The organism is Microbulbifer regidiadema (SeqCode), from assembly GCF_052466995.1.
Window position 1 is genome coordinate 2,083,570 of record NZ_CP174297.1, and the last position, 22,146, is coordinate 2,105,715.

General features: G+C 48.3%; 26 protein-coding genes. 19 read left to right on the forward strand and 7 right to left on the reverse strand.

The window, feature by feature from the left end; all coding sequences use genetic code 11:
- Window positions 1-34: 34 nt before the first annotated feature.
- The 4 genes from ACJJIK_RS09020 to ACJJIK_RS09035 all read left to right on the forward strand — a co-directional run bounded on the left by ACJJIK_RS09020 (window position 35) and on the right by ACJJIK_RS09035 (window position 5,327).
- Window positions 35-757, forward strand: coding sequence for an ABC transporter ATP-binding protein (locus ACJJIK_RS09020; protein ID WP_444931936.1), 723 nt, complete (start codon window positions 35-37; stop codon window positions 755-757).
- Window positions 757-3,207 (forward strand): ABC transporter permease, encoded by a 2,451-nt coding sequence (locus ACJJIK_RS09025; RefSeq protein ID WP_444944804.1) that lies wholly within the window; start codon window positions 757-759, stop codon window positions 3,205-3,207. Before ACJJIK_RS09020 ends, ACJJIK_RS09025 begins: the two co-directional genes overlap by 1 nt.
- A gap of 40 nt (window positions 3,208-3,247) precedes the next feature.
- Window positions 3,248-4,519 (forward strand): adenosylmethionine--8-amino-7-oxononanoate transaminase, encoded by a 1,272-nt coding sequence (gene bioA, locus ACJJIK_RS09030; RefSeq protein ID WP_444944805.1) that lies wholly within the window; start codon window positions 3,248-3,250, stop codon window positions 4,517-4,519.
- A 397-nt stretch (window positions 4,520-4,916) separates the two neighbouring features.
- The gene (locus ACJJIK_RS09035; protein ID WP_444944806.1) at window positions 4,917-5,327 is read left to right on the forward strand and encodes a DUF6746 family protein; all 411 of its coding nucleotides are present in this window, start codon (window positions 4,917-4,919) and stop codon (window positions 5,325-5,327) included.
- Window positions 5,328-5,464: 137 nt separating this feature from the next.
- Here the strand turns inward: ACJJIK_RS09035 and csrA are convergent, their stop codons facing one another.
- On the reverse strand, window positions 5,465-5,653 hold the full coding sequence (csrA, locus tag ACJJIK_RS09040; RefSeq protein ID WP_299583554.1) for a carbon storage regulator CsrA: 189 nt from the start codon (window positions 5,651-5,653) through the stop codon (window positions 5,465-5,467).
- 1,024 nt (window positions 5,654-6,677) lie between these two features.
- Here csrA and ACJJIK_RS09045 point away from each other — a divergent pair.
- From ACJJIK_RS09045 to ACJJIK_RS09080, 8 genes are all read left to right on the forward strand, one after another.
- On the forward strand, window positions 6,678-7,184 hold the full coding sequence (locus ACJJIK_RS09045; protein ID WP_444944807.1) for a hypothetical protein: 507 nt from the start codon (window positions 6,678-6,680) through the stop codon (window positions 7,182-7,184).
- 34 nt (window positions 7,185-7,218) lie between these two features.
- Window positions 7,219-7,617, forward strand: a complete 399-nt coding sequence (locus tag ACJJIK_RS09050) for a DUF4259 domain-containing protein (RefSeq protein ID WP_444944808.1) — start codon at window positions 7,219-7,221, stop codon at window positions 7,615-7,617.
- 116 nt (window positions 7,618-7,733) lie between these two features.
- Window positions 7,734-8,570, forward strand: coding sequence for a hypothetical protein (locus ACJJIK_RS09055; RefSeq protein ID WP_444944809.1), 837 nt, complete (start codon window positions 7,734-7,736; stop codon window positions 8,568-8,570).
- A 596-nt stretch (window positions 8,571-9,166) separates the two neighbouring features.
- Window positions 9,167-9,736, forward strand: a complete 570-nt coding sequence (locus ACJJIK_RS09060; protein WP_444944810.1) for an HNH endonuclease — start codon at window positions 9,167-9,169, stop codon at window positions 9,734-9,736.
- A 36-nt stretch (window positions 9,737-9,772) separates the two neighbouring features.
- On the forward strand, window positions 9,773-10,213 hold the full coding sequence (locus tag ACJJIK_RS09065) for a hypothetical protein (protein WP_444944811.1): 441 nt from the start codon (window positions 9,773-9,775) through the stop codon (window positions 10,211-10,213).
- A gap of 228 nt (window positions 10,214-10,441) precedes the next feature.
- A complete protein-coding gene (locus tag ACJJIK_RS09070) occupies window positions 10,442-11,170 on the forward strand; it encodes a DUF1697 domain-containing protein (protein WP_444944812.1) in 729 nt (242 codons plus the stop codon).
- 64 nt (window positions 11,171-11,234) lie between these two features.
- Complete coding sequence (locus ACJJIK_RS09075; protein WP_444909075.1) at window positions 11,235-11,498, forward strand: hypothetical protein; 264 nt, start codon at window positions 11,235-11,237, stop codon at window positions 11,496-11,498.
- A gap of 90 nt (window positions 11,499-11,588) precedes the next feature.
- Entirely contained in the window at window positions 11,589-12,377 is a 789-nt protein-coding gene (locus tag ACJJIK_RS09080) for a DUF5677 domain-containing protein (protein WP_444944813.1), read from the forward strand.
- A 72-nt stretch (window positions 12,378-12,449) separates the two neighbouring features.
- On the opposite strand, the gene ACJJIK_RS09085 is transcribed toward ACJJIK_RS09080, so the two are convergent.
- Both ACJJIK_RS09085 and ltrA (ACJJIK_RS09090) read right to left on the reverse strand, forming a co-directional pair.
- The gene (locus ACJJIK_RS09085) at window positions 12,450-12,644 is read right to left on the reverse strand and encodes a hypothetical protein (protein WP_444944814.1); all 195 of its coding nucleotides are present in this window, start codon (window positions 12,642-12,644) and stop codon (window positions 12,450-12,452) included.
- A 30-nt stretch (window positions 12,645-12,674) separates the two neighbouring features.
- On the reverse strand, window positions 12,675-13,721 hold the full coding sequence (gene ltrA, locus ACJJIK_RS09090; protein WP_444944815.1) for a group II intron reverse transcriptase/maturase: 1,047 nt from the start codon (window positions 13,719-13,721) through the stop codon (window positions 12,675-12,677).
- Between the two features lie 607 nt (window positions 13,722-14,328).
- Between ltrA (ACJJIK_RS09090) and ACJJIK_RS09095 the strand changes: the two genes are divergently transcribed.
- Complete coding sequence (locus ACJJIK_RS09095) at window positions 14,329-15,108, forward strand: tRNA(His) guanylyltransferase Thg1 family protein (protein ID WP_444944816.1); 780 nt, start codon at window positions 14,329-14,331, stop codon at window positions 15,106-15,108.
- 72 nt (window positions 15,109-15,180) lie between these two features.
- Here the strand turns inward: ACJJIK_RS09095 and ltrA (ACJJIK_RS09100) are convergent, their stop codons facing one another.
- Window positions 15,181-16,452 carry a group II intron reverse transcriptase/maturase gene (ltrA, locus tag ACJJIK_RS09100; protein WP_444944817.1) on the reverse strand — a complete coding sequence of 424 codons (1,272 nt, stop codon included), beginning with the start codon at window positions 16,450-16,452 and terminating at the stop codon, window positions 15,181-15,183.
- A 517-nt stretch (window positions 16,453-16,969) separates the two neighbouring features.
- Between ltrA (ACJJIK_RS09100) and ACJJIK_RS09105 the strand changes: the two genes are divergently transcribed.
- The 3 genes from ACJJIK_RS09105 to ACJJIK_RS09115 all read left to right on the forward strand — a co-directional run bounded on the left by ACJJIK_RS09105 (window position 16,970) and on the right by ACJJIK_RS09115 (window position 18,495).
- Complete coding sequence (locus tag ACJJIK_RS09105) at window positions 16,970-17,401, forward strand: hypothetical protein (RefSeq protein WP_444944818.1); 432 nt, start codon at window positions 16,970-16,972, stop codon at window positions 17,399-17,401.
- Between the two features lie 120 nt (window positions 17,402-17,521).
- Complete coding sequence (locus ACJJIK_RS09110) at window positions 17,522-18,145, forward strand: glutathione S-transferase family protein (RefSeq protein ID WP_444944819.1); 624 nt, start codon at window positions 17,522-17,524, stop codon at window positions 18,143-18,145.
- Window positions 18,146-18,255: 110 nt separating this feature from the next.
- On the forward strand, window positions 18,256-18,495 hold the full coding sequence (locus ACJJIK_RS09115) for a hypothetical protein (RefSeq protein ID WP_444944820.1): 240 nt from the start codon (window positions 18,256-18,258) through the stop codon (window positions 18,493-18,495).
- An 88-nt stretch (window positions 18,496-18,583) separates the two neighbouring features.
- Here the strand turns inward: ACJJIK_RS09115 and ACJJIK_RS09120 are convergent, their stop codons facing one another.
- The 3 genes from ACJJIK_RS09120 to ACJJIK_RS09130 are packed head-to-tail and all read right to left on the reverse strand — an operon-like array spanning window position 18,584 to window position 19,542.
- Complete coding sequence (locus tag ACJJIK_RS09120) at window positions 18,584-19,030, reverse strand: group II intron maturase-specific domain-containing protein (RefSeq protein WP_444944821.1); 447 nt, start codon at window positions 19,028-19,030, stop codon at window positions 18,584-18,586.
- A 23-nt stretch (window positions 19,031-19,053) separates the two neighbouring features.
- Complete coding sequence (locus ACJJIK_RS09125; protein WP_444945049.1) at window positions 19,054-19,365, reverse strand: reverse transcriptase domain-containing protein; 312 nt, start codon at window positions 19,363-19,365, stop codon at window positions 19,054-19,056.
- A gap of 12 nt (window positions 19,366-19,377) precedes the next feature.
- Window positions 19,378-19,542 (reverse strand): hypothetical protein, encoded by a 165-nt coding sequence (locus ACJJIK_RS09130; protein ID WP_444944822.1) that lies wholly within the window; start codon window positions 19,540-19,542, stop codon window positions 19,378-19,380.
- A 757-nt stretch (window positions 19,543-20,299) separates the two neighbouring features.
- Here ACJJIK_RS09130 and ACJJIK_RS09135 point away from each other — a divergent pair.
- From ACJJIK_RS09135 to ACJJIK_RS09145, 3 genes are all read left to right on the forward strand, one after another.
- Complete coding sequence (locus ACJJIK_RS09135; RefSeq protein WP_444944823.1) at window positions 20,300-20,767, forward strand: hypothetical protein; 468 nt, start codon at window positions 20,300-20,302, stop codon at window positions 20,765-20,767.
- Window position 20,768: 1 nt separating this feature from the next.
- Window positions 20,769-21,398: a hypothetical protein gene (locus tag ACJJIK_RS09140; protein ID WP_444944824.1), complete on the forward strand. Its 630-nt coding sequence runs from the start codon at window positions 20,769-20,771 to the stop codon at window positions 21,396-21,398.
- A gap of 86 nt (window positions 21,399-21,484) precedes the next feature.
- Window positions 21,485-22,054 (forward strand): hypothetical protein, encoded by a 570-nt coding sequence (locus ACJJIK_RS09145; RefSeq protein WP_444944825.1) that lies wholly within the window; start codon window positions 21,485-21,487, stop codon window positions 22,052-22,054.
- Window positions 22,055-22,146 lie beyond the last annotated feature (92 nt).

Genomic DNA, 22,146 nt, shown 5'->3' on the forward strand with positions numbered 1-22,146 from the left:
AAAAATCTCGCGTATCCGCATAAGGGAATACAGTATGTCCGCCATTCTCACGGCAGAAAACCTCTATCACAAGGTCTCCACCAGCGAGGGACCACTGACCCTATTAAACAATATCTCCCTCGAAGTCGCCCGTGGCGAAAGCCTCGCCGTGACAGGGGCCTCCGGCTCCGGCAAATCCACTCTGCTCGGCCTGCTGGCGGGATTGGATAAACCCACCGAAGGAAAAATCTGGCTGGCGGGAGACGAGATTACCGCTATGGATGAGGAGCAGCGCGCAGCGGTGCGGGCCCGCTGCGTGGGCTTTGTGTTCCAGACCTTCCAGCTGCTGCCCGGCCTCACCGCCCGGGAAAATGTAATGCTGCCGAGCGAACTGCGCGGCGAGCGGGGCGCCGCCAAGCGGGCGCAGGAGTTCCTCGCCCGAGTGGGCCTGGAGCAGCGACTGCACCACTATCCGCGCCAGTTGTCCGGCGGCGAGCAACAGCGAGTCGCTATCGCCCGGGCCTTCGCCAGCTTTAGCAGCACAGAGGCCATCCTCTTTGCCGATGAGCCCACCGGCAGTCTCGACGCTGGCAATGGCGCCAAAATTATCGACCTGCTGTTTAAGCTCAACGAGGAGTCCGATACCACCTTGGTACTGGTGACCCACGAACAGCGCCTGGCGGAACGCTGTGCCTCCCACCTACATATGTCGGCGGGCGCCGTAGATACCTATAGCCCCCTTATCGGCGGGGACAACCTGTCGGAGGTATCCGCCTGATGCTGCCACTCAGACTGCTGTTCAGAGACTGGCGCGGTGGCGAACTGGCACTGATTGCCTCGGCCCTGATTCTGGCGGTGACCTGTGTCACCGCTATCGCCCACTTCACCGACCGCCTCACTCGCGCCATGGAGCAGCAATCCCTCACCTTCCTGGCCGCAGAGCGAGTGCTGCGCAGCAGCAAGCCCGTGGATACCGCCTGGCTGGAAGAAGCCGCCAACAAGGGCTTGGAGCAGGGCCGCGTAGTCCAGTTTTCCTCCATGATCTCCGCCAACGACCAGTTCCAGTTTGTCTCGGTAAAGGCGGTGGACAAAAGCTACCCGCTGGTGGGACAACTGGAAATTCGCAAATCGCCAGAGGGCCCCAACAAAGTGGCTCTACAGGGACCGCCCCCGGGGGAAGCCTGGGTGGAATCCCGCCTTTTGCCATTGATGGGCCTCCAACTGGGCGACGCTATCGCCCTTGGCGACACCCAGCTAACCGTATCGGCCCTGCTGGAGCGGGAGCCCGACCGGGGTACCAGTCTGTTTGATATGGGCGCGCGGCTGTTGGCCAATACCGCCGACCTGCCCGCCGCCGGTGTGATCCAGCCCGGCAGCCGGGTGCGCTATCGCTACCTGTTTGCCGGTGATGATCAGGCCCTGAAGGACTACTTCGACTGGCTCAAGCCCCAGCTGACCGAGCACCAGCGGATACTGGACCTGCGCAGTGGTCAGCCCCGCGTCGCCTCGGCCCTGGACAGGGCTGAATCCTTCCTGTTTCTCGCCGCCAGCCTGGCAGTGCTGCTCGCCAGTGTCGCCGTCGGCCTAGCGGCGCGGCGCTACGGATTGCGCCACGGCGCCTACGTAGCCGTAATGAAAAGCCTCGGTGCCGGGCGCAATAAAATCCTCGCGATCTACCTGGGGCAACTGGCCGCCCTGACACTGATTGCTACCACCATCGGACTGGCACTGGGCACCTTTATTCAGGTCCAAGCGGTCCACCTGATGGCCGGCTTCTTTCCGGTACAGCCCCCCGCCACCAGCTGGAGTCCGCTGCTGATCGGGCTCGCCACCGGCCTCGCCTGCGCCCTGGGCTTCGCCCTGCCGCCGCTGTTCCGCCTGGCCCGCACCGACCCGATGCAGACCCTGCGCCACGACTGGAGCAACCCGGACAGACGCGAGTGGCTGGGACTGATTCTCGGCCCCAGCGCCATGCTGCTGCTGATCTGGTGGCTCTCCGGCAACCTGCTTATGACCCTCGCCCTGTTTGCCGGCATGGTCCTGCTGGTGGCCGGCAGCGCCCTGGCCAACCGAGGTCTGGTGCGCAGCAAGCTGGCCGCCCTGGGGGGCGCTTGGCGCATCGCTTTAGGTAGCCTGCAACGCCGCGCCGCCTTCAATACCCTGCTGATCGCCGCTTTTGGCACCGGCCTGCTGGCCATGTTGTCCCTGGTATTTGCCCGCACCGCCCTGGTGGATGAGTGGCACATGCAACTACCGGAAAAGGCCCCCAACCACTTCCTCCTGAATATCGCCCCCCACGATGTACCCGCGATGGAAAATATGCTGGCGCAGGGCGAGGTGAGCAGCACCGAGTTTTACCCCATGGTGCGCGGCCGCCTGGTGGCGATTAACGGCGTCTCGGTTAAAGAGAGAAAGGATCGCCCCGGTGGCGTTCGTCGGGAGCTCAACCTGAGCTACACCGACACCCTGGCCCCGGATAACCGCATCCTGGAGGGCGAATGGTGGGACAAGACCAGCGAAGGCGTGTCAGTAGAAGTCGAGCTGGCAGCACAGCTGGATTTGTCCCTGGGGGACCAGTTGCGCTTCTCAATCGGCGGACTGGAAGTGGAAGCCCCGGTAGCCAGCTTCCGCTCGCTGGACTGGAACAGCATGCGCCCGAATTTCTATATGATCTTCGCACCGGGCAGTATCGATGATTTTCCCGCCACCTATATCACCAGTTTTTACCTGCCAGCGCAGGACAAGCTACTGGTTAACGACCTGGTGCGCGCCTTCCCCAGCGTCAGTGTGATAGAGCTGGATAAAATCATCCAGCGTATCCGCGACACCATTAACCAGGTTTCCTTTGCCATCGAATCGGTCATGGCACTGATGCTCGTAGCCGGGGTCCTGGTACTGATTGCTGGGGTGCGTGCCAGTATCGCCGAGCGATTGCAGGAGGCGGCAATTATCCGCACACTGGGAGGCCGCAGGCGCCTGCTGCTGCGCAGCCTGGTACTGGAATTTGGCCTGCTCGGCTTGACCGCCGGCCTGCTCGCCGCCATTGGCGCCGAAGCCACCCTGGCAGTACTGTCCTACTGGGTATTTAAACTGCCGGTGGTATTGCACCCGATGCTCTGGCTGGTGGGGCCCCTCACCGGCGCCATATTAGTTGGCAGCGCCGGCACCCTGGCCTGTTACCGTTCCGTCAGCCAGCCCCCGCTCAGAGTACTGCGGGAACTGGCCTAGCCGGCACTTGCCGACTCACAAGAATAAAGATGTAGTGTTTATGGACCTGGATTTCGATCGCAAGCATATTTGGCATCCCTACTCCTCCCTGATCGACCCGCCGCCGGTGTACCCGGTGGCGCGGGCCGAGGGAGTGCGGCTCTACCTGAAGGACGGGCGCGGCCTGATCGACGGCATGTCCTCCTGGTGGAGCGCCCTGCACGGCTACAATGTGCCCGAGTTAAACCGGGCCATGCGCGAGCAGATGGACAAGATGTCCCACGTGATGTTCGGGGGCCTCACCCACGAACCCGCAATCGAGCTGTGCAAGAAGCTGGTAGAAATCACCCCGCCGGGCCTCAACCGGGTATTTCTCGCCGACTCCGGTTCAGTGTCGGTGGAAGTGGCTATCAAGATGGCGCTCCAATACTGGCACTCCCAGGGCAAAGCGCAAAAGAGCCAACTGCTCGCCCTGCGCAACGGCTACCACGGCGACACTTTCGGCGCCATGGCCACCTGTGATCCCGTCACCGGCATGCACCACCTGTTTGCCGGACAGCTGAGCCAACACCTGTTTGCCCCCGCCCCCCAGGTGCCGTTTGGCCACAGCTGTAGTGACGGCGATATCGCCGAGCTGCGCCGGCAAGTAGAAGCGAACCGCGATCAACTGGCCGCGATTATTTTAGAGCCGATCGTCCAGGGCGCCGGCGGTATGCGTTTTTATTCCGCCGATTATTTACGCCGCGTACGTGAACTCTGTGACGAACACGAGCTGCTGCTTATCGCCGATGAAATTGCCACCGGCTTTGGCCGCAGCGGTAAACTGTTTGCCTGTGAATACGCCGATATCACCCCGGATATTCTCACTCTGGGCAAGGCCCTCACCGGCGGCACCATGACCCTCGCCGCCGCCCTCTGCACAGATAGAGTGGCCGAGGGTATTTGCCGGGGAGAGGCCGGCGTCTTTATGCACGGCCCCACATTTATGGGTAACCCCCTCGCCTGCGCCGTCGCCGATGCCAGTATCCAACTGCTACTCAGTGGCCCCTGGCAGGAGCGGGTAACGGCTATTGAGCAGCAGATGAGCGAGCAACTGGCCCCACTGAAATCCGCCGAGGGCGTTGCCGATGTCCGCACGCTCGGCGCCATTGGCGTGGTAGAGATGTGCGAGCCGGTCAATATGGCCAAGGTGCAAGAAGCCTTAATCGAACGCGGTGTGTGGCTGCGCCCGTTTGGCAAACTGGTCTACGCCATGCCGCCCTATGTCATTTCTGGAGAAGACCTTAGCCAATTAACTTCGGCAATGGTCAATGTTCTGGGAGAGATCCAATAGCGTCAGTACCAATTAATTTGTGAAGCCGGTCGCAATAATCCCGGAAAAATCAGCTCTTCCTGTAAAAACCAGCGGTATTGCTACAGAAAATAGTGGGTTACCTGATTACTTTTCTTAACACGGGGGTCGCCGCTTCCAGGCTAAAGACCTCCGTTTGCCCCTCCCGCACGCGCCTCTCTCAGATTCCATTTTCTTAATCCTTGCAAATTTCGATCAACTTGATCGCAATTTTTTCGAGAAGTGTTTTGAGCACCTAAAAATTCCTGTATCATAAATGTTAATGATAGTTATCCTCATTTGCGATAGCAGTCAAAATGACCACTGAGAGATGTTAGGCATTCACCTCGCCCGATCAATGCCTTACCAACCCTTAAAGTTTGGGCGTTAGAGAGGAAAAATGAGAATTTTAATTGCATTACTTTTTGCTGTTTCTTTTGCTGCCACTGCTCAAGCTAGCCCTGCTGCCGGAGAAAAGCCCATCCAGCACTTTAAAGTAGCGAAAGTTACTTCCTTGAAGGATGCGAGAAAGATTTTTGTTGAAACAACAGAAGAAATTAAGGGCAAGAAAAAGCTTAACCCTGCTGAACTTCACGAGATTCATGTCATCACCTACAGACTCGAAAAAAGTGTTGAGTATTTCGCTGAGAACCTGAAGGGTGAAAGGAAGCAGCTGGCAAAAGACATCGCCGTTGTTGTGGAGAACATCCACATTAACTCCGAAAACAACCGTCCAGAAAAAACCCGCAAGGATCTGAATCACTACTTTAAATTAGCAGAAAAGTTTGAAGCTGGATTCAAGCATCACTAATACAGATCACTCCCGAGCTTAACCTGTGGCTCTATTCGCAGAGTTTGACTCGACTGAAAGCGCTAACTATCAGTAGTTAGCGCTTTCATAGCAACACCACCCGCTCATAGCTACCCGCCACAATCCTGATCAGATCCTCAACGATTTCCACTGCCCATATTTCCTTCCCTTTTGATCCGCCTATAAATCTCCTCGCGGTGTACGGGCAGGGATTTGGGAGCAAGTATCCCCACCTTTACCTGATTCCCCTTAACTTCCAATACTGTGATTGAGACATTCGCTCCAATGCGTAAGTTTTCACCTGTGCGGCGTTTTAAGATCAACATATTTGTTTCCTATTGATACTCAAACCATGGATAGACCTTCCACAATGGGAAAGCTTGAATAGAAATGTTTTGAGTAACTACGAGGTGGTGCGCGAGAACGGTAGGCATAGAAAAAGAAAAGGCAGACGCAACGCCCCCAGGGCTTGGGGAATCTCTCCAAGCCGCTGATTGTGCTCCACTTTATTGAAGACGAGCGGGTTTCTAGCGTACTATGCATATAGCCATCTTGATACTTTCTCTATCAATTTGGTTAGCTGGCCCCAGGTGTTCCAGCACCTTGGGTCAGCGCCTTTTACTTATTCTTACTTCAATGCTTCGACTTAATACGTACTCCATATATCTACAGAAAAGATCTCTCCATAGATCAAAGTAACTTGCAGACTTTTAGGATATTACTGCGAGATTTAGGAACCTCTGAACAACCCAGTGATGCCTCTACTTACAGAGTGGTTTCAATAAGAGCGCAGCTTCGCAGGAATGACTAGACCTTAGAAGAAATCTCAACACGGTGCATGAACCGTTATGGAAGCCCCTCAGGTCAATCCTTGCAGACCACATCTGCTGCGTTGCAACGCTTGCAAAGATCTACGTCCATTCGCGGCGAACTGCGCCTAACATCTTTAGCCTTCAAGATCCGCAGAGATATTACAGAGTGATTCAGAGGCACCCTGGATACCTTAACCACTCCCCAACTAATACCAGCCTGTAAAAGTTAGCGAGTGCTAGCTTAGGGATTTGCGATCATATTGACCGTGATATTAGAGAACAAGAGGATAAACCCAAAAACAATCATGAAATCAATGGGTTACGGACTAGCGTTAAAATCGGGATAATCGAGATAGTAGTCAAAGTGATCGTTTTTCCAGTTTGCACGGGCGTATCAGGACGCTTTAAGTCTATGGTTTTAAATAAAAATTTAGACTTTGGTGTAGAAATTGATTCTGAGATAACAATCAGGATAATAGTGGTCAGAATAATTACTATATAGCTGTTAGGTTCCCAAGTTCACCAAATGGAGTCTTATGTGAGTGACATATTAACTATAATTATAGAGTGGCCATTAATTATTCAGGGAGCGTTGGGCTCTGGTTTATTTTGGCTTGTGCTTTTGTTAGGGCAAAAAATTACATTTCTATCTAGCAGGATAATTTCGCAGAGGTCTGAGAAAAATGAAATTCGCTATTTGAAAACCCTCCGTGACAAGTATATCGGTCTAAAAGCACATCAGGACAAAAATATTCCATTTGCTAACTATGTTATTACTGGATCTATTTATAAGAGTCTACGCTCGCTGTACAAAGGACTTATTTGGCTTGCACTTGGGCTATGTTTCGGATCAGTAATTCCTGTTTTGGGTGTCGTTGGCTTTATGGGTTGTATCTATCACATGTTTAAAGGTTTATCTGTTGTTCAGGCAATAGATACAAGCGCTTCACCTTCTGAAAAAATAGCTGAAATAAATAAAAGAATTAGCGAGCTAGAACCTAACAAATCAAGCAACACGGACGGCGAAAACGCCGCCGGTTCTTGAGGCGCTATAAACACAAAGAAATTAGGAGTAGATTATGGGTGCATGGGGAATAAAAACATTTGAGAACGATGACTCATCGGATTGGCTATATGATTTAGAAGAGTCGTCAGATTTATCAGTAATTGAAACTGCTCTAAATGAAGCAGCTTCTGAGTATATTGAAGCTCCAGAGGGTTGCAATATTCTTGCAGCAGCGGAAGTAATCGCCGCGTTACAGGGTAAAGCTAATTTAGGGTTCCCAGATAATGCCGCAGAGTGGGTTTCTAAAAACAAATCTTTAGATTCAAGCCATCTGAATGAAACGGCTATCAAAGCAATAGATAAGCTTCTTTCCGACAAGTCTGAACTTAAAGAATTATGGCAAGAGTCTGAAGACTATAGTTCCTGGCAAAAGGATGTTCTCGGAATAAAGGCTACTTTAAAAGTAAGTTAATATTTGTGAGGTTGTTTTCATAACAATTTTGGCAAGCGGACGCTAAAAGCCGCGCCGCTTCCAAAGGCGTTAGCAATATTTTAAGCATCTGGATCTACTGGGGAGTCTGATTTTTTATGCAAAGAGAATGTCCATACTGTGCAGAGAAAATACAAAAAAGAGCTAAAATCTGCAGGTTTTGCAGCACAAAAGTTGATCCAATGTATGTTGAAAACGCTGCCGCAAATAAGCAGATATGTAAAATTATGGATTGGCACAACGCGGGGAACGACAGTTACGCTATCGCGAAACTGATGAATGACTCTGGTGAGAGAACATTGGATTCCCAAGAGACATGGTCAAGCGATAGAATCCAAACTATTGTTTTAAGCTTCAGTGCTACAGGGGCTCAGAGAGTAGTTGATTCATCAGCACCGTCAAGGAACGTTTCAGCTTCAGGCAATCATCGTACTGCGCAACTTGAGACTTCTATTGTTGGTGAGGTTGGAGAGCCCGTTGAGAGTGGCAACAGTAAAAACAATAACAATTCGAAGCGTGTGATTGGCGCTATCACTGGCGTCGTTGTATTTTTGGCAATTCTTACATCGGCACTCAATGGCAAGGACGCTTCCATACCAAAAGAAAACTTCCTTTATTCAAAATATGATTTATGCCGTGGCTTAGTCGGAGCACATATGGCGAATGTGGGTACAAAACCACTAAACATGATATATGTCAGCCGGAGAGGAGATCAACCTGTTGTAGATCATCCAGGAAGCTATAGTCCTGTACAATGCCGAATAGAGGGAAATCGGATAGTCTGGAGAAATTACCCAAATGGTAGGTGGCGTAATCATCCTGATGATCCTGTAGTAACCTTTTCCCAAGTCAACCGACAGCTGGTCTTTACTGAGTCATTTAACAAAAATGACTCTCATGCTAAAGCTTATTCGTTCAGTGATTTCAGAAAATAGCGGTACGTCAATGTATATTTCTTGAGCTAAGTGCTGCAGCCCACGCCTTACTTTATGCTCATTTTCCGCGGTTGCTTCGCTCCTATTTTTGCGCAAAATACGCATAAAGTAAGCCTCCACTGAGCAAGGCATTAGCCATAAAATGAAGAAATACGTAGCTATCATTTTGCTGCTTCCATACATGGCCGAGACATCATCGATGGAATTCTGCCATTTGTTCGGCCGTGTGGCCTCAGATGTTCAAGGGTATGAGCGCGGGTTGAAGTTTCAGCTAAAAGTAGAGAAAACAAAGAAATTTTTAAAAACTAGGGGTGAGTTTTATACTGACTGTCAGCGGCACGTAGGCAAAGTCTACGAAGTCTTTTACTCTGATCAAGAGTACTCAAAGGCCGGCAAACCTAAAAAAGGTGAGAGTCATTGTGTAAGCTATACAGTTGAAGACGGGGGTGGTAGAGCCCCTGTATACTGGGTTCCGGGGTGCAGCAATGGCTAACAAGTTTGTCAACGCTCGCCCTGCGGGCTGGACCGCTAAAAGCGCTGCTTCGCAGCAACACGGCCCGTTACAAAGGCGTTAGATTTTCTTATCGGAGAACATAATGAACCAGTCCGCGCTTGAGTGCCTGCATTGTAGCGGCGAAATGCCACCTTTTGTAAAGCCACGGCTGTACTGCTCGCTTGCCTGTGAGCAAGAAGCAGAGCTGATTCGCTATGTTAGAAGATGCACTTTAGATGGACGTATCGAGCAGCCTGATGTCCAGGAAGCAGTTAAAATTAGATTGGCTCACATTATGTCCGGGGGATATGACAAGAAATCTCGCGAAATTTCGTGTGAAGTCAGGGTTAAAGTGCTTCAAAGATCAAAAGGTAAATGTGAACAGTGTGGCAAAGACGGCCGCGATATCGATCACATTGAGGGCTCCATCGGCGACCTCTCAAACCTTCAGCTCCTATGCAAAGATTGCCATAATCAGAAAACCCAGTTGAGTATCACCCCAGTCGAACCTGGAACAGAACAGTTCGAATACGTTAAAGCTCGTACAGAGAGTTTTTGGCGTTTCGTTCAATCTGAAAAACCTGTGCGAGTTTGTCACGATCACGAAAATTGGAAATCCTGTTGGCGCCAGTATCAGAAAGAGCGTAAAGCATTCACGTTGGCTCTTTCATAAAATCTAACAAACAGCGGCAGAGCGACAGCCAACGCTATGGATGAATTCTCAAGAAAAGTTAAAGCTCAATTTATCCAGGAATTTCCCGACTGGGAAAAATTTTGCTTTACTGCAATGGATGAAGGAGAAGAGGTACTATCAGTCAAAGTTCCAAGTCCTTCAGGCGGTGAGGAGTGTCCGTTGAGTGTTGACACGTTTCGAGGCGAGGTGACGGTAGCTTTTGATGCATACCATGCACATTTCTATGACTTCATCGATCCGGAAGGTGACGATGCAGTTTCATTCATTAAGGAGCTTATTTCTAGCGACTACGCTGTTGTAAGCTACTGGCGCAATGAGCAATGGTGTGGGTCCACTATATGGTCAGTGAAAGAACTACCAAGCTCAAACGGGGAATATCCTTACGCAAATATAATCAAGTTTAGGTCATGGTTAGGGCAGTGTAATAATGAAATTCAGTACGTACCAAAAGGGTAATACCCTAACAAGCAGCGGCAGAGCGACAGCCAACGCTGGGCGTTATTGTGGCGGTCGATTTTATTGATTTTTCGTAGTAACTGAAGCTTTAGTGCCACTAAATTGCAGCCGATATTGAGCCCTTTTTACTGGTTGCTATTCAAGCAGTTTCGTTCCTAGGGTATTTGCTCAAGTGTGGTAGAGGTGGGTAGTCTGCTGCAATTTCGTGGAGTGCCAGTAAAATAGGAATTGGTTGGGGAAAGTGCGGTATTCTTTCCTCGTAAATATTGGGCAGCGGCCAGCCAAATTATGGCTGGCAAAGTGCTGGTAGTCGGTCCCGAGCGCGCCAACCATAACCAGGCTAGGCAAGCTCGCCCAACCCCTTCGGGGCTGGGCTGGACAGCCTACGCGTTGCTTCGGCTGCCCTTGCTAGCGGCGTTATGCATCGGGAAACAAATGATGAAAACCTATATTGTTTTGTTGAGGGGTATTAATGTAGGAGGAAAGAATTTGGTCCCAATGAAGGAGCTAAAAGTTCTTTTGGAAGACAATAAATTTGAAAGCGTTGCAACGTATATTCAAAGCGGAAATATTGTTCTGAAGTATGAGAAGTCACCTGAAATAGAAATTGAAACTTTAATTCAAACCACGTTTGGTTTTTCAGCCGAGGTTATGGTGCTAGACGAAGAAGAATTTTACTCTTCTGTTTCAAACAACCCTTTTCAAGATCAAGAAGGGAAAGAGGTTCATTTCTATTATTGCAAGGAACGCCCAAAGATAAACAAAATTAAGCTAGAGGAAATAGCCTCGCAAACAGAGCAGTATGAACTAATTGACGGCGTGTTCTACTTGAGCGCACCTGATGGAATTGGTCGTTCTAAGTTAGTCGCAAATATAGAGGCTTGTTTGGGAGTCACAGCCACTGGTCGCAACTTAAATACAGTCCGTAAGCTTAGTGAAATGATAGAAAATGCATAACAAACGGCTCATGGCATGGGACTCGCAACAAGTTGCTCGCCCCATAGCCGGGCGCTAAATGCTTATGCAATACGAATCTGGAGAAGAAGTAAAATTGGGTGATATCGTTGAATACGATGTGGGCCCAAACGAATTCGTATCTGCAAATGTTGTAATGCTCGGAGAAGACTATTCTCACAGCGAACTAGAAGAAGGATTTTTGCAATGGGTTACAACAGACAACGTTTTAGAAAAAGATAATGTCGTTGTAGAAGTAGAGCATGAAAAAGGCAGCTACATGTTTACAACGTTGTGCTGCGTCAAGCTGAAAAGACGAGCAGATGCCTAATCATGCATTTAACCAGGCTAGGCACCGGACTACGCACTGCGTGCTTCGCTCGGTGCTAGCGGCGTTACACCCTTCAGGAAGATATGGCCAATGGAGCATGACCCAGAAGTATTCGTAAAGGCCTATCCAGAAATACACGCTAATTTCTTTGAGGCAATGAAGAGCGCATGCAATTTGTCACATGATTTATCTGGGCAATGCCAAGGAATTGTAAATCGAAATTTGCTTGGTTCGTTGCTCTTTACGAAAATCTGTACGTCATCAGTTTCTGTATACAAGTTGTGCCCTGAGCCTGAAACATTAGGTGCTGACCAACATTGGGATTACAGGTCTGTAGCATCTCTAACAAGAGATATTATGGAGGCCTATCTAGCATTCTATTATCTAGCTATTGATGAATGTCCGGTGGATGAGTGGGAAGCACGCGTCAGCCTAATGGACCTGCATGATCACATATCTAGAGTAAAAATGTTCGATGCGATGGGGAGTGTATATGAGAAAGATGATGCAGCTAAGCAAGATAGAGAGCGAATGATTCTTGCTCTTAGATCAAATAGCTTCTTTGCCATGTTAAGTGAAAAGAAACAGAAGCACTTTCTAAAAGGGAATGACGCTTTTTTTCTTACACATGATGAGATCTTAGAACGATTAAAAGCAAATCTATCTGAATTTCGTTTCAAGTATAGGTTTCTGTCAAATCATACACATTCATTTCCAATGGGTTTCTATCGTATGTTGGATGGTGGACGTGGAAGAGGAGTTGAGTCTCGGATTGAAGTCCAATATTCAGCAATGTGTTTGAAGTGGGTCACAGATTATTTGTTGGCTGCTACCACGCAATACGCTGAGTTATTTCAAGTCTCAGAGATTGAGGTGTAAATCGGGTAGCCGGTAGTTTCTAGCTACCGGCCCCCACACCACCCATCGTGCGGGTCCGCAATGGGCGGTTCCCTATCCGTAATGAATCTCTACCCAGCGGTCACGTAACGAAATCAAGCCCATCTTTTGGAAAAACTCATTGTTGAGTGCAATATGAATACCTTCGGTCTTTGCATTTCGCCAGTAACTCTTACCGGACGATCCACAAGTGACAGCCAGTGATTCACTCACATCCATGTGTAGTAAGTTTCGGACTTTCGTTCTCACTTTACGCCAGTTTTTCCAGTAGCTCATTCTCTATCTTCGTCGTATCCAGCAGTCAATATCGATACATTTTTGATAGCCTTGCGCTATACCAAAATAATTGATCCAGCCACGGAGGAACACGGTAAGTTCTTTCAATTTCTTTTCCATAGAAATACCACGGGATCGCCCTGTAATCTGGCGGATGCGGTATTTAAATTGGAGCAGGGACTTGTCATGCCAGACGAGCCTTGCACCGCGAAAAGAGAATCCCAAAAACTTACAGCGGCTGACAGGAACTACTTGGCTTTTAGTATCGTTAACTTTGAGCTTAAGCTTGCGTTCAACAAAGCGTTTAATACTCGCCATAACCCGTTCACCCGCGCGCTTAGAAGCAGCAACAATCACAAAATCATCCGCATAGCGAACAAAATCATGTCGGCGTTTTTCCAGCTCTTTATCGAGCAGGTCGAGTACAATGTTGGAGAGTAGCGGCGATAAAGGGCCCCCTTGTGGCACCCCCTCATGACAGGCTTTCCAGCATCCATTTTCTACACTTCCTGCACGCAAGTAACTTGCGATCAACTTGAGTAAACGCTTATCGCTGATTCTTTGGCCAAGTAAACTCATGAGGAAGTCATGGTTGACCCGGTCGAAGAACTTAGATAAATCGACATCTACGGCTATTCGCTTCCCGCCTTCGATATACTTCTGTAGCTTTTTTACCGCATGATGCTGTGATCGTTTTGGGCGGAATCCATAGCTGAACTCCGAAAAGGTTTTATCGAAACTGGGACCGATGATTTGGGCGATAGCCTGCTGAATAACACGATCAAAGATCGTAGGTATCCCGAGCCCACGCTGGCCACCATCTGGCTTGCGAATGTAGACGCGCCTAACGGGAAGCGGCTGGTAATGACCCTGTCGAATAGTCTCGATGAGGTCGTCGCCAACTGCCTTGAAGTGCTGCACAAAATTATCGACAGTAATCCCGTCAATGCCTGCGGCACCTTTGTTGCTTCGCACGTGTTTCCATGCAGCATTAAGATTTTCTTTGCTGAGGATGGTTTCAAGCAGATTTTCATTTGAGTTGAGTGTCATGGCAGTGCGCTATGTCAATTTTATATCCGGCTGGCAACACATCGGTAGGCTAGCCCTGTCTTTTAACTCGTGGATTTTGGATTCAGGCCTTCACCGTATCCAAGGTATTAATCTTGACATTAGGCTACTATGCCGTCGGCTGACTTCTGTTCAATCACCTTGGCCATTACTGGCCGAGGCGCTGCTGTGTTCCACCAATCACGCTGACAGCTTTACAGCAGCCGGTTGAACAGATCTCCCCAGATAAGAACGTGAACTTTCACTACACAACTGCATCATTTACTCTACCCGTTAGACCACATGGCTTCGGTATCCTTGGCTACCTCGCCTCCAGGCTAAGCCTTATATGATGTTTCTGTTCGTCAGCTCGTAGCTTTGCTAGCGGCTTCCTCCCCACAAGACCTCACGGTCTTGCAGTTGCCATTTGCTAGTAGTTAGCATTTAATGGAGACCATTAAACGGTGATCCTCCTACAGGGGACTTTCACCCCATTAGTTCACGCCCATGCTGGGCGTACCAAGCGGCGGCAATACGCAGCCATCGGCTGCCGGACTCAGTACTATGTGCTTCGCCGTTGCGCCAGGCGTTATACGAATAGGGAGAGTTCATGAAGCTAGTTGAAAAATATACGAGTATGGATGGACGCTTTAGGGAAGTGGAAAAGCAGACTGAAATGCTTTCAACCTACCCAGATGATGGATACCTGATAATACGTTTAGATGGTATTGGTCTAAGTAAAAAATACCTTAAAAACAGCATCAGAAATAAACGTTTTGAGGGGCTAATGTGGGAGGCTATGGACGAAACATTTGAAGCTCTACATCGTAAGTGCCCCCATGATGCTCAAAACATTATTTTGGGTGCCATTATTTGTTCTGATGAAGTATCAATAGTTTTGAACAAAATTCCAAACTATTATGAAAATCGAATTATGAAAGTGCTGACTACCTTCGTGTCGACATTTACTCATTTCTTTACACTTCGCGGTGTGGCACGAGCATCGAAAAAAGGAAAGCAATATATTGCAGGTTCATTTGATGGACGAGCACTTTTCTTAACTGACCTAAGTGAAGTGTCAGACTACATTACACATAGGTACGCAGTCGGGATACGAAACACATTAACGAAGCTGGTTCGTTTAAGTGGGATAGCAGAAGATGCTGAGATCTATAGTGAGAGAAACTTAAATAATCTTAACTATATTTCTGAAAAATTGGATAGCTTTGATTCTTCAAATGATGCCAACGAGGCTTTCCTTGCACCAATAGTTTTTGTTTCAAATGAGAGAGAATTACTCAATAAGAGATTTGAGTCCATTGAGCAACTGGAGAAATGGGTTGATTCAGGCTTTAAAGCTCAACAGGTTTGGTTGGAACAATTCGTATAAATCGGGTAGCCGGTAGTTTCTAGCTACCGGCCCCCACACCACCCATCGTGCGGGTCCGCAATGGGCGGTTCCCTATCCGTAATGAATCTCTACCCAGCGGTCACGTAAAGAAATCAAGCCCATCTTTTGGAAAAACTCATTGTTGAGTGCAATATGAATACCTTCGGTCTTTGCATTTCGCCAGTAACTCTTACCGGACGATCCACAAGTAACAGCCAGTGATTCACTCACACCCATGCGTAGTAAGTTTCGGACTTTCGTTCTCACTTTACGCCAGTTTTTCCAGTAGCTCATTCTCAATCTTCGCCGTATCCAGCAGTCAAGATCGATACATTTTTGATAGCCTTGCGCTATACCAAAATAATTAATCCAACCACGGAGGAACACGGTAAGTTCTTTCAATTTCTTTTCCATAGAAATACCACGGGATCGCCCTGTAATCTGGCGGATGCGGTATTTAAATTGGAGCAGGGACTTATCATGCCAGACGAGCCTTGCACCGCGAAAAGAGAACCCCAAAAACTTACAGCGGCTGACAGGAACTACTTGGCTTTTAGTATCGTTAACTTTGAGTTTAAGCTTGCGCTCAACAAAGCGTTTAATACTCACCATAACCCGTTCACCCGCGCGCTTAGAAGCAACAACAATCACAAAATCATCCGCATAGCGAACAAAATCATGTCGGCGTTTTTCCAGCTCTTTATCGAGCAGGTCGAGTACAATGTTGGAGAGCAGCGGCGATAAGGGGCCCCCTTGTGGCACCCCCTCATGACAGGCTTTCCAGCATCCATCTTCTACACTTCCTGCACGCAAGTAACTTGCGATCAACTTGAGTAAACGCTTATCGCTGATTCTTTGGCCAAGTAAACTCATGAGGAAGTCATGGTTGACCCGGTCGAAGAACTTAGATAAATCGACATCTACGGCTATTCGCTTCCCGCCTTCGATATACTTCTGTAGCTTTTTCACCGCATGATGCTGTGATCGCTTTGGGCGGAATCCATAGCTGAACTCCGAAAAGGTTTTATCGAAACTGGGATCGATGATTTGGGCGATAGCCTGCTGAATAACACGATCAAAGATCGTAGCTATCCCGAGACCACGCTGGCCACCATCTGGCTTGCGAATGTAGACGCGCCTGACGGGAAGCGGTTGGTAATGACCCTGTCGAATAGTCTCGATGAGGTCGTCACCAACTGCCTTGAAGTGCTGCACAAAATTATCGACAGTAATGCCGTCAATGCCTGCGGCACCTTTGTTGCTTCGCACGTGTTTCCATGCAGCATTAAGATTTTCTTTGCTGAGGATGGTTTCAAGCAGATTTTCATTTGAGTTGAGTGTCATGGCAGTGCGCTACGTCAATTTTATATCCGGCTGGCAACACATCGGTAGGCTAGCCCTGTCTTTTAACTCGTGGATTTTGGGTTCAGGCCTTCACCGTATCCAAGGTATTAATCTTGGCATTAGGCTACTATGCCGTCGGCTAACTTCTGTTCAATCACCTTGGCCATTACTGGCCGAGGCGCTGCTGTGTTCCACCAATTTTGTTTACCCCCGCGATGGTGGCTAGCGGGCTGGGCCTACTTATGAGTCAGCGGCCACGCTGACAGCTTTACAGCAGCAGGTTGAACAGATCTCCCCAGATAAGAACGTGAACTTTCACTACACAACTGCATCATTTACTCTACCCGTTAGACCACATGGCTTCGGTAGCCTTGGCTACCTCGCCTCCAGGCTAAGCCTTATATGATGTTTCTGTTCGTCAGCTCGTAGCTTTGCTAGCGGCTTCCTCCCCACAAGACCTCACGGTCTTGCAGTTGCCATTTGCTAGTAGTTAGCATTTAATGGAGAGCATTAAACGGTGATCCTCCTACAGGGGACTTTCACCCCATTAGTTCACGCCCATGCTGGGCGCACCAAGGGCCAGCAACGGACCTGCAAACCTGCCACTCAAATTGCTGGCGCAATTATGTGCCGGGTCTGCAGGCCGCTGTGGCCGGCGTTAAATACCATGAGAAATCCATATGTTAATCCAATACCTATGAATCCGATCACTCCAGAAGAGTGTAAGATTGTTGAGGTTATGAGAGAACAGACTCTAGATACTGTTATAAATGTCTGGACTAAAGAGAGTTACCCGTTCGATGAAGAGGATGAAAAATTTGAGTGCACAGCAGACTTTGTGGTGCATACAAGTGAACTCATAAATGGCCTGTACGTCGGTACAAAAATATACATTGTGTGGTATACCTCCAAAAAAATTAAAATAGAGTTTTATGGCAGCAGCATTTAACAATTACAAGCAGGCTGCTACGGGCCTTTGGCCCTTCGCGGGACGGCCTACGCTACGCTCCGGCCGCCCCTGTTGTAGTCGTTATATGGCATGAACTAATACCGAAAACAGATAGGTAGTATGACTGAGAATATAGAAATAAAACTATTCGAATTAGGTCCAACTAGATCTGCTCGTGTTCGTTGGGCTTTGTTAGAGGCTGAATTAGAGTTCGAGTCTATTCAGGATGGCGTGGAAATATTTAAATCATCTGAGCTATTAAAAATTCACCCTTTAGGCAAGTTACCCGCAATCCTAATCAACGGCCATCCTCTTTTTGAATCTGCTGCAATTGTTACAGCAATAGCTGATTTAGTACCAGATAAAAACTTGATTCCAAATTCAGGTAGTTGGTCACGCAATCTTCATAATCAGTGGGTCTGCTTCGTATTGAGTGAATTAGAGCCATTCGTACAATCCACGGAAATCAACTCTATGGATTTTGTGCTGCCTCCAGAACAACATGTGCCTGCAATAGTTCCACAGAACAACATGCTATACCGTAAGGCTGTCGCTGCTTTGGAAGAGCATTTCTCGAAGCATGAGTACGTGGTTGATGACCGTTTTTCAGCGACAGATATTGTGTTGGCATACACACTTTGCTGGGGTCAAGAGCAGAAACTCTTAGATGATTTCCCAAATACTAATACATATATGGAGCGGCTTTATTCTCGTGAGCATTGCACTTTGTCAAAGCCTGAATAGTTTGTGTAGGCCGCTCTATAACAAATCAATCAATTTCGCCTCACGGCTGGACACCAAAAGCTTTGCTTTTGGCGCCCATTATTGAGGCGTTATGAATCGTAAGGATCGCGATGGAATGGCCTACAAATGAACAATGTTATGCAGCAATGAAAGAGCTCGCTGAATACTATATGGAAGGCGGGCAGCTGGAATATTGGGAGATGTCAATAAAGCAGGGAGAGCTTGAAGGCCATTTTCCACCCGGCAAAGGTTTTTTGCATGATCTCGACCAAGCAATCCGAGTTTCATCTAAGCCTGCAATGAAAGACAAATCTGAGTTGTACCAATTAATCTGCACGGTTTGTATTTAGTGGATCTAATTCATAAATCGGGTAACCGGTAGTTTCTAGCTACCGGCCCCCACACCACCCATCGTGCGGGTCCGCAATGGGCGGTTCCCTATCCGTAATGAATCTCTACCCAGCGGTCACGTAACGAAATCAAACCCATCTTTTGGAAAAGCTCATTGTTGAGTGCAATATGAATACCTTCGGTCTTTGCATTTCGCCAGTAACTCTTACCGGACGATCCACAAGTGACAGCCAGTGATTCACTCACACCCATGCGTAGTAAGTTTCGGACTTTCGTTCTCACTTTACGCCAGTTTTTCCAGTAGCTCATTCTCAATCTTCGTCGTATCCAGCAGTCAAGATCGATACATTTTTGATAGCCTTGCGCTATACCAAAGTAATTGATCCAACCACGGAGGAACACGGTAATTTCTTTCAGTTTCTTTTCCATAGAAATACCACGGGATCGCCCTGTAATCTGGCGGATGCGGTATTTAAATTGGAGCAGGGACTTGTCATGCCAGACGAGCCTTGCACCGCGAAAAGAGAATCCCAAAAACTTACAGCGGCTGACAGGAACTACTTGGCTTTTAGTATCGTTAACTTTGAGCTTAAGCTTGCGATCAACTTGAGTAAACGCTTATCGCTGATTCTTTGGCCAAGTAAACTCATGAGGAAGTCATGGTTGACCCGGTCGAAGAACTTAGATAAATCGACATCTAGGGCTATTCGCTTCCCGCCTTCGATATACTTCTGTAGCTTTTTCACCGCATGATGCTGTGATCGCTTTGGGCGGAATCCATAGCTGAACTCCGAAAAGGTTTTATCGAAACTGGGACCGATAATTTGGGCGATAGCCTGCTGAATAACACGATCAAAGATCGTAGGTATCCCGAGCCCACGCTAGCCACCATCTGGCTTGCGAATGTAGACGCGCCTGACGGGAAGCGGCTGGTAATGACCCTGTCGAATAGTCTCGATGAGGTCGTCGCCAACTGCCTTGAAGTGCTGCACAAAATTATCGACAGTAATCCCGTCAATGCCTGCGGCACCTTTGTTGCTTCGCACGTGTTTCCATGCAGCATTAAGATTTTCTTTGCTGAGGATGATTTCAAGCAGATTTTCATTTGAATTGAGTGTCATGGTAGTGCGCTACGTCAATTTTATATCCGGCTGGCAACACATCGGTAGGCTAGCCCTGTCTTTTAACTCGTGGAGTTTGGGTTCAGGCCTTCACCGTATCCAAGGTATTAATCTTGGCATTAGGCTACTATGCCGTCGGCTGACTTCTGTTCAATCACCTTGGCCATTACTGGCCGAGGCGCTGCTGTGTTCCACCAATTTTGTTTACCCCCGCGATGGTGGCTAGCGGGCTGGGCCTACTTATGAGTCAGCGGCCACGCTGACAGCTTTACAGTAGCCGGTTGAACAGATCTCCCCAGATAAGAGCGTGAACTTTCACTACACAACTGCATCATTTACTCTACCCGTTAGACCACATGGCTTCGGTATCCTTGGCTACCTCGCCTCCAGGCTAAGCCTTATATGATGTTTCTGTTCGTCAGCTCGTAGCTTTGCTAGCGGCTTCCTCCCCACAAGACCTCACGGTCTTGCAGTTGCCATTTGCTAGTAGTTAGCATTTAATGGAGACCATTAAACGGTGATCCTCCTGCAGGGGACTTTCACCCCATTAGTTCACGCCCATGCTGGGCGTACCAAAGCAAGGCAACACCGCCCACTACGTGGGCTGGACCTGCATTCTGCGGCTTCGCCGCTACATTTCGGCCGTTGCTTACGGCGTTAAGCATCAACCAAGGAGAGAAGCATGCCAGCAAAAAAAGCCCCTCCCAAGAAGGTGGTTGCCAGAAAGGCACCAGCAAAGAAAAAGGCTGCAGCCAGTGCATTATCCCAGACGTCATCCCCCAAGAAAAAAACGTCTGCCAAGGCTGCCTCTTCTGCATCGAAAGTACTGAAAAGTAGTAAGGTTACGAAGAAGGCGAAAACAGCAGCAGGGAGCACCTTATCTCAGTCAAAGACCAAGAAAGTCACTTCCAAAAAAGCAGCTTCTGCGGCAGCCAAGGTCCTCAGGCCGGCTAAGACAGGCAAGGTCACTAGGTCAGCTGCAGTAGCTGCTGTGAAGAAAGTAGCAGCTAAGAAGGCTGCAGGAACTACTAATAAGGTCACTGTTAAGAAGCCTGCCGTAAAGAAGGTAACAGCCAAGCCTACGACAGCTAAAAAAGTTGCTGCTAAAAGACCAGCTGCAAAGCGTAAAGCACCGGCCAGGAGGGCATGATATGGCTGTTAAAAAATATAACGACAGCGTATTCATAAACTGCCCCTTTGATAATAAGTACCTCGATTTGTTCCATGCAAAGGTATTTTGCATTTTTGATTGCGGTTTTATCGCGCGCTGCGCATTAGAGGATGAAGATGGAGGTGAAGTTAGAATTGAGAAGATATCTAAAATAATCTCTCAATGTAAATTCGGGATACACGACATCAGTAGAACTGAGCTATGTACAAAAACCAAACTTCCGAGATTCAACATGCCTCTTGAACTTGGTATGTTTTTGGGTGCAAAAAAATATGGAAATGCGGACCAGAAGAAAAAGGTATGCATGATAACGGACAAGAAGCCTTGGCGTTACCAAGTATTTTTATCTGACATTGCCGGCCAAGATATACGCATACATAACGGCTGCCCTGAAGAATCTATTAAGGTTGTTACCACTTGGTTAAGAAACTCAAATCCTAGAAGGAAAATATCAGGAGGTGCGGAAATCGTACGTCGTTACAAGGAATTTAGCTCCGCCTTACCAGGACTGTGTAAGGAGGCAAAAATTAAAAAGACAGAAATGACTTTTAATGATTACTCTCAGTTTGTTGTAGCTTGGTTGGAGCAGGATCGAGCCACAGCAGCTTAACAAAGCCAGCCAGAGGGACCAAAAAAACGCCGCTTCGCTCTGGTTTTTCGGCCCCTGCTGGCGGCGTTAGCACTCCAGGGATAGTCATGAGTGAATTCAAAAAACATCGATCAGAAGATCATCCTGACTTAGATATACTTGATGAATTCGAAAACGAGGATGATCTTGAGGACAAGCTCGATGATATTGCCTATTTCATAGGCAGGATAATAATCGAGTTTAATTCTCTAGAATCCACCCTAGAGTACTTGATTGCAGAACAGCTCACACACGCCGGGAATCAAGATGATCGAACATACGTATTTCTGGCTGAAATGATGTTTCAGGGTAAAGCTAAAGCCCTGATTAATTTGTACGGGCAAATAATAGAGTACGGTGGCATCAAGCTTGAGCCGAATGAGCTCACCAAGATACAGAACCACCTTGAAGAGTCCGCAAGAATACGAAATGAGTATGCCCATGCTCACTGGCAGGAGCTAAATCCTAAAGGCTATGTTCGAGTGAAAACTCAAGCGAGCAAGAAAGGCATATTTCAAAAATACCGGCTATTTGATATTGAGCAAATGAAAAAGGATTTATATTACGTCATGGAAACACCATCGATCATTGGTGAATTCGATGAAAAAATTATGGGTTTGCTACATGAGCGGGTGTAGCGCTAAATCGGGTAGCCGGTAGTTTCTAGCTACCGACCCCCACACCACCCATCGTGCTGGTCCGCAATGGGCGGTTCCCTATCCGTAATGAA

What these genes read in the sequence shown, in the direction of transcription:
- ACJJIK_RS09020 (WP_444931936.1), top strand. Translation starts at nt 35, where the DNA reads ATGTCCGCCATTCTCACGGCAGAAAACCTCTATCACAAGGTCTCCACC.
- ACJJIK_RS09025 (WP_444944804.1), top strand. Translation starts at nt 757, where the DNA reads ATGCTGCCACTCAGACTGCTGTTCAGAGACTGGCGCGGTGGCGAACTG.
- bioA (WP_444944805.1), top strand. Translation starts at nt 3,248, where the DNA reads ATGGACCTGGATTTCGATCGCAAGCATATTTGGCATCCCTACTCCTCC.
- ACJJIK_RS09035 (WP_444944806.1), top strand. Translation starts at nt 4,917, where the DNA reads ATGAGAATTTTAATTGCATTACTTTTTGCTGTTTCTTTTGCTGCCACT.
- csrA (WP_299583554.1), bottom strand. Translation starts at nt 5,653, where the DNA reads ATGTTGATCTTAAAACGCCGCACAGGTGAAAACTTACGCATTGGAGCG.
- ACJJIK_RS09050 (WP_444944808.1), top strand. Translation starts at nt 7,219, where the DNA reads ATGGGTGCATGGGGAATAAAAACATTTGAGAACGATGACTCATCGGAT.
- ACJJIK_RS09055 (WP_444944809.1), top strand. Translation starts at nt 7,734, where the DNA reads ATGCAAAGAGAATGTCCATACTGTGCAGAGAAAATACAAAAAAGAGCT.
- ACJJIK_RS09060 (WP_444944810.1), top strand. Translation starts at nt 9,167, where the DNA reads ATGAACCAGTCCGCGCTTGAGTGCCTGCATTGTAGCGGCGAAATGCCA.
- ACJJIK_RS09065 (WP_444944811.1), top strand. Translation starts at nt 9,773, where the DNA reads ATGGATGAATTCTCAAGAAAAGTTAAAGCTCAATTTATCCAGGAATTT.
- ACJJIK_RS09075 (WP_444909075.1), top strand. Translation starts at nt 11,235, where the DNA reads ATGCAATACGAATCTGGAGAAGAAGTAAAATTGGGTGATATCGTTGAA.
- ACJJIK_RS09080 (WP_444944813.1), top strand. Translation starts at nt 11,589, where the DNA reads ATGGAGCATGACCCAGAAGTATTCGTAAAGGCCTATCCAGAAATACAC.
- ltrA (WP_444944815.1), bottom strand. Translation starts at nt 13,721, where the DNA reads ATGACACTCAACTCAAATGAAAATCTGCTTGAAACCATCCTCAGCAAA.
- ACJJIK_RS09095 (WP_444944816.1), top strand. Translation starts at nt 14,329, where the DNA reads ATGAAGCTAGTTGAAAAATATACGAGTATGGATGGACGCTTTAGGGAA.
- ltrA (WP_444944817.1), bottom strand. Translation starts at nt 16,452, where the DNA reads ATGACACTCAACTCAAATGAAAATCTGCTTGAAACCATCCTCAGCAAA.
- ACJJIK_RS09110 (WP_444944819.1), top strand. Translation starts at nt 17,522, where the DNA reads ATGACTGAGAATATAGAAATAAAACTATTCGAATTAGGTCCAACTAGA.
- ACJJIK_RS09115 (WP_444944820.1), top strand. Translation starts at nt 18,256, where the DNA reads ATGGAATGGCCTACAAATGAACAATGTTATGCAGCAATGAAAGAGCTC.
- ACJJIK_RS09135 (WP_444944823.1), top strand. Translation starts at nt 20,300, where the DNA reads ATGCCAGCAAAAAAAGCCCCTCCCAAGAAGGTGGTTGCCAGAAAGGCA.
- ACJJIK_RS09140 (WP_444944824.1), top strand. Translation starts at nt 20,769, where the DNA reads ATGGCTGTTAAAAAATATAACGACAGCGTATTCATAAACTGCCCCTTT.
- ACJJIK_RS09145 (WP_444944825.1), top strand. Translation starts at nt 21,485, where the DNA reads ATGAGTGAATTCAAAAAACATCGATCAGAAGATCATCCTGACTTAGAT.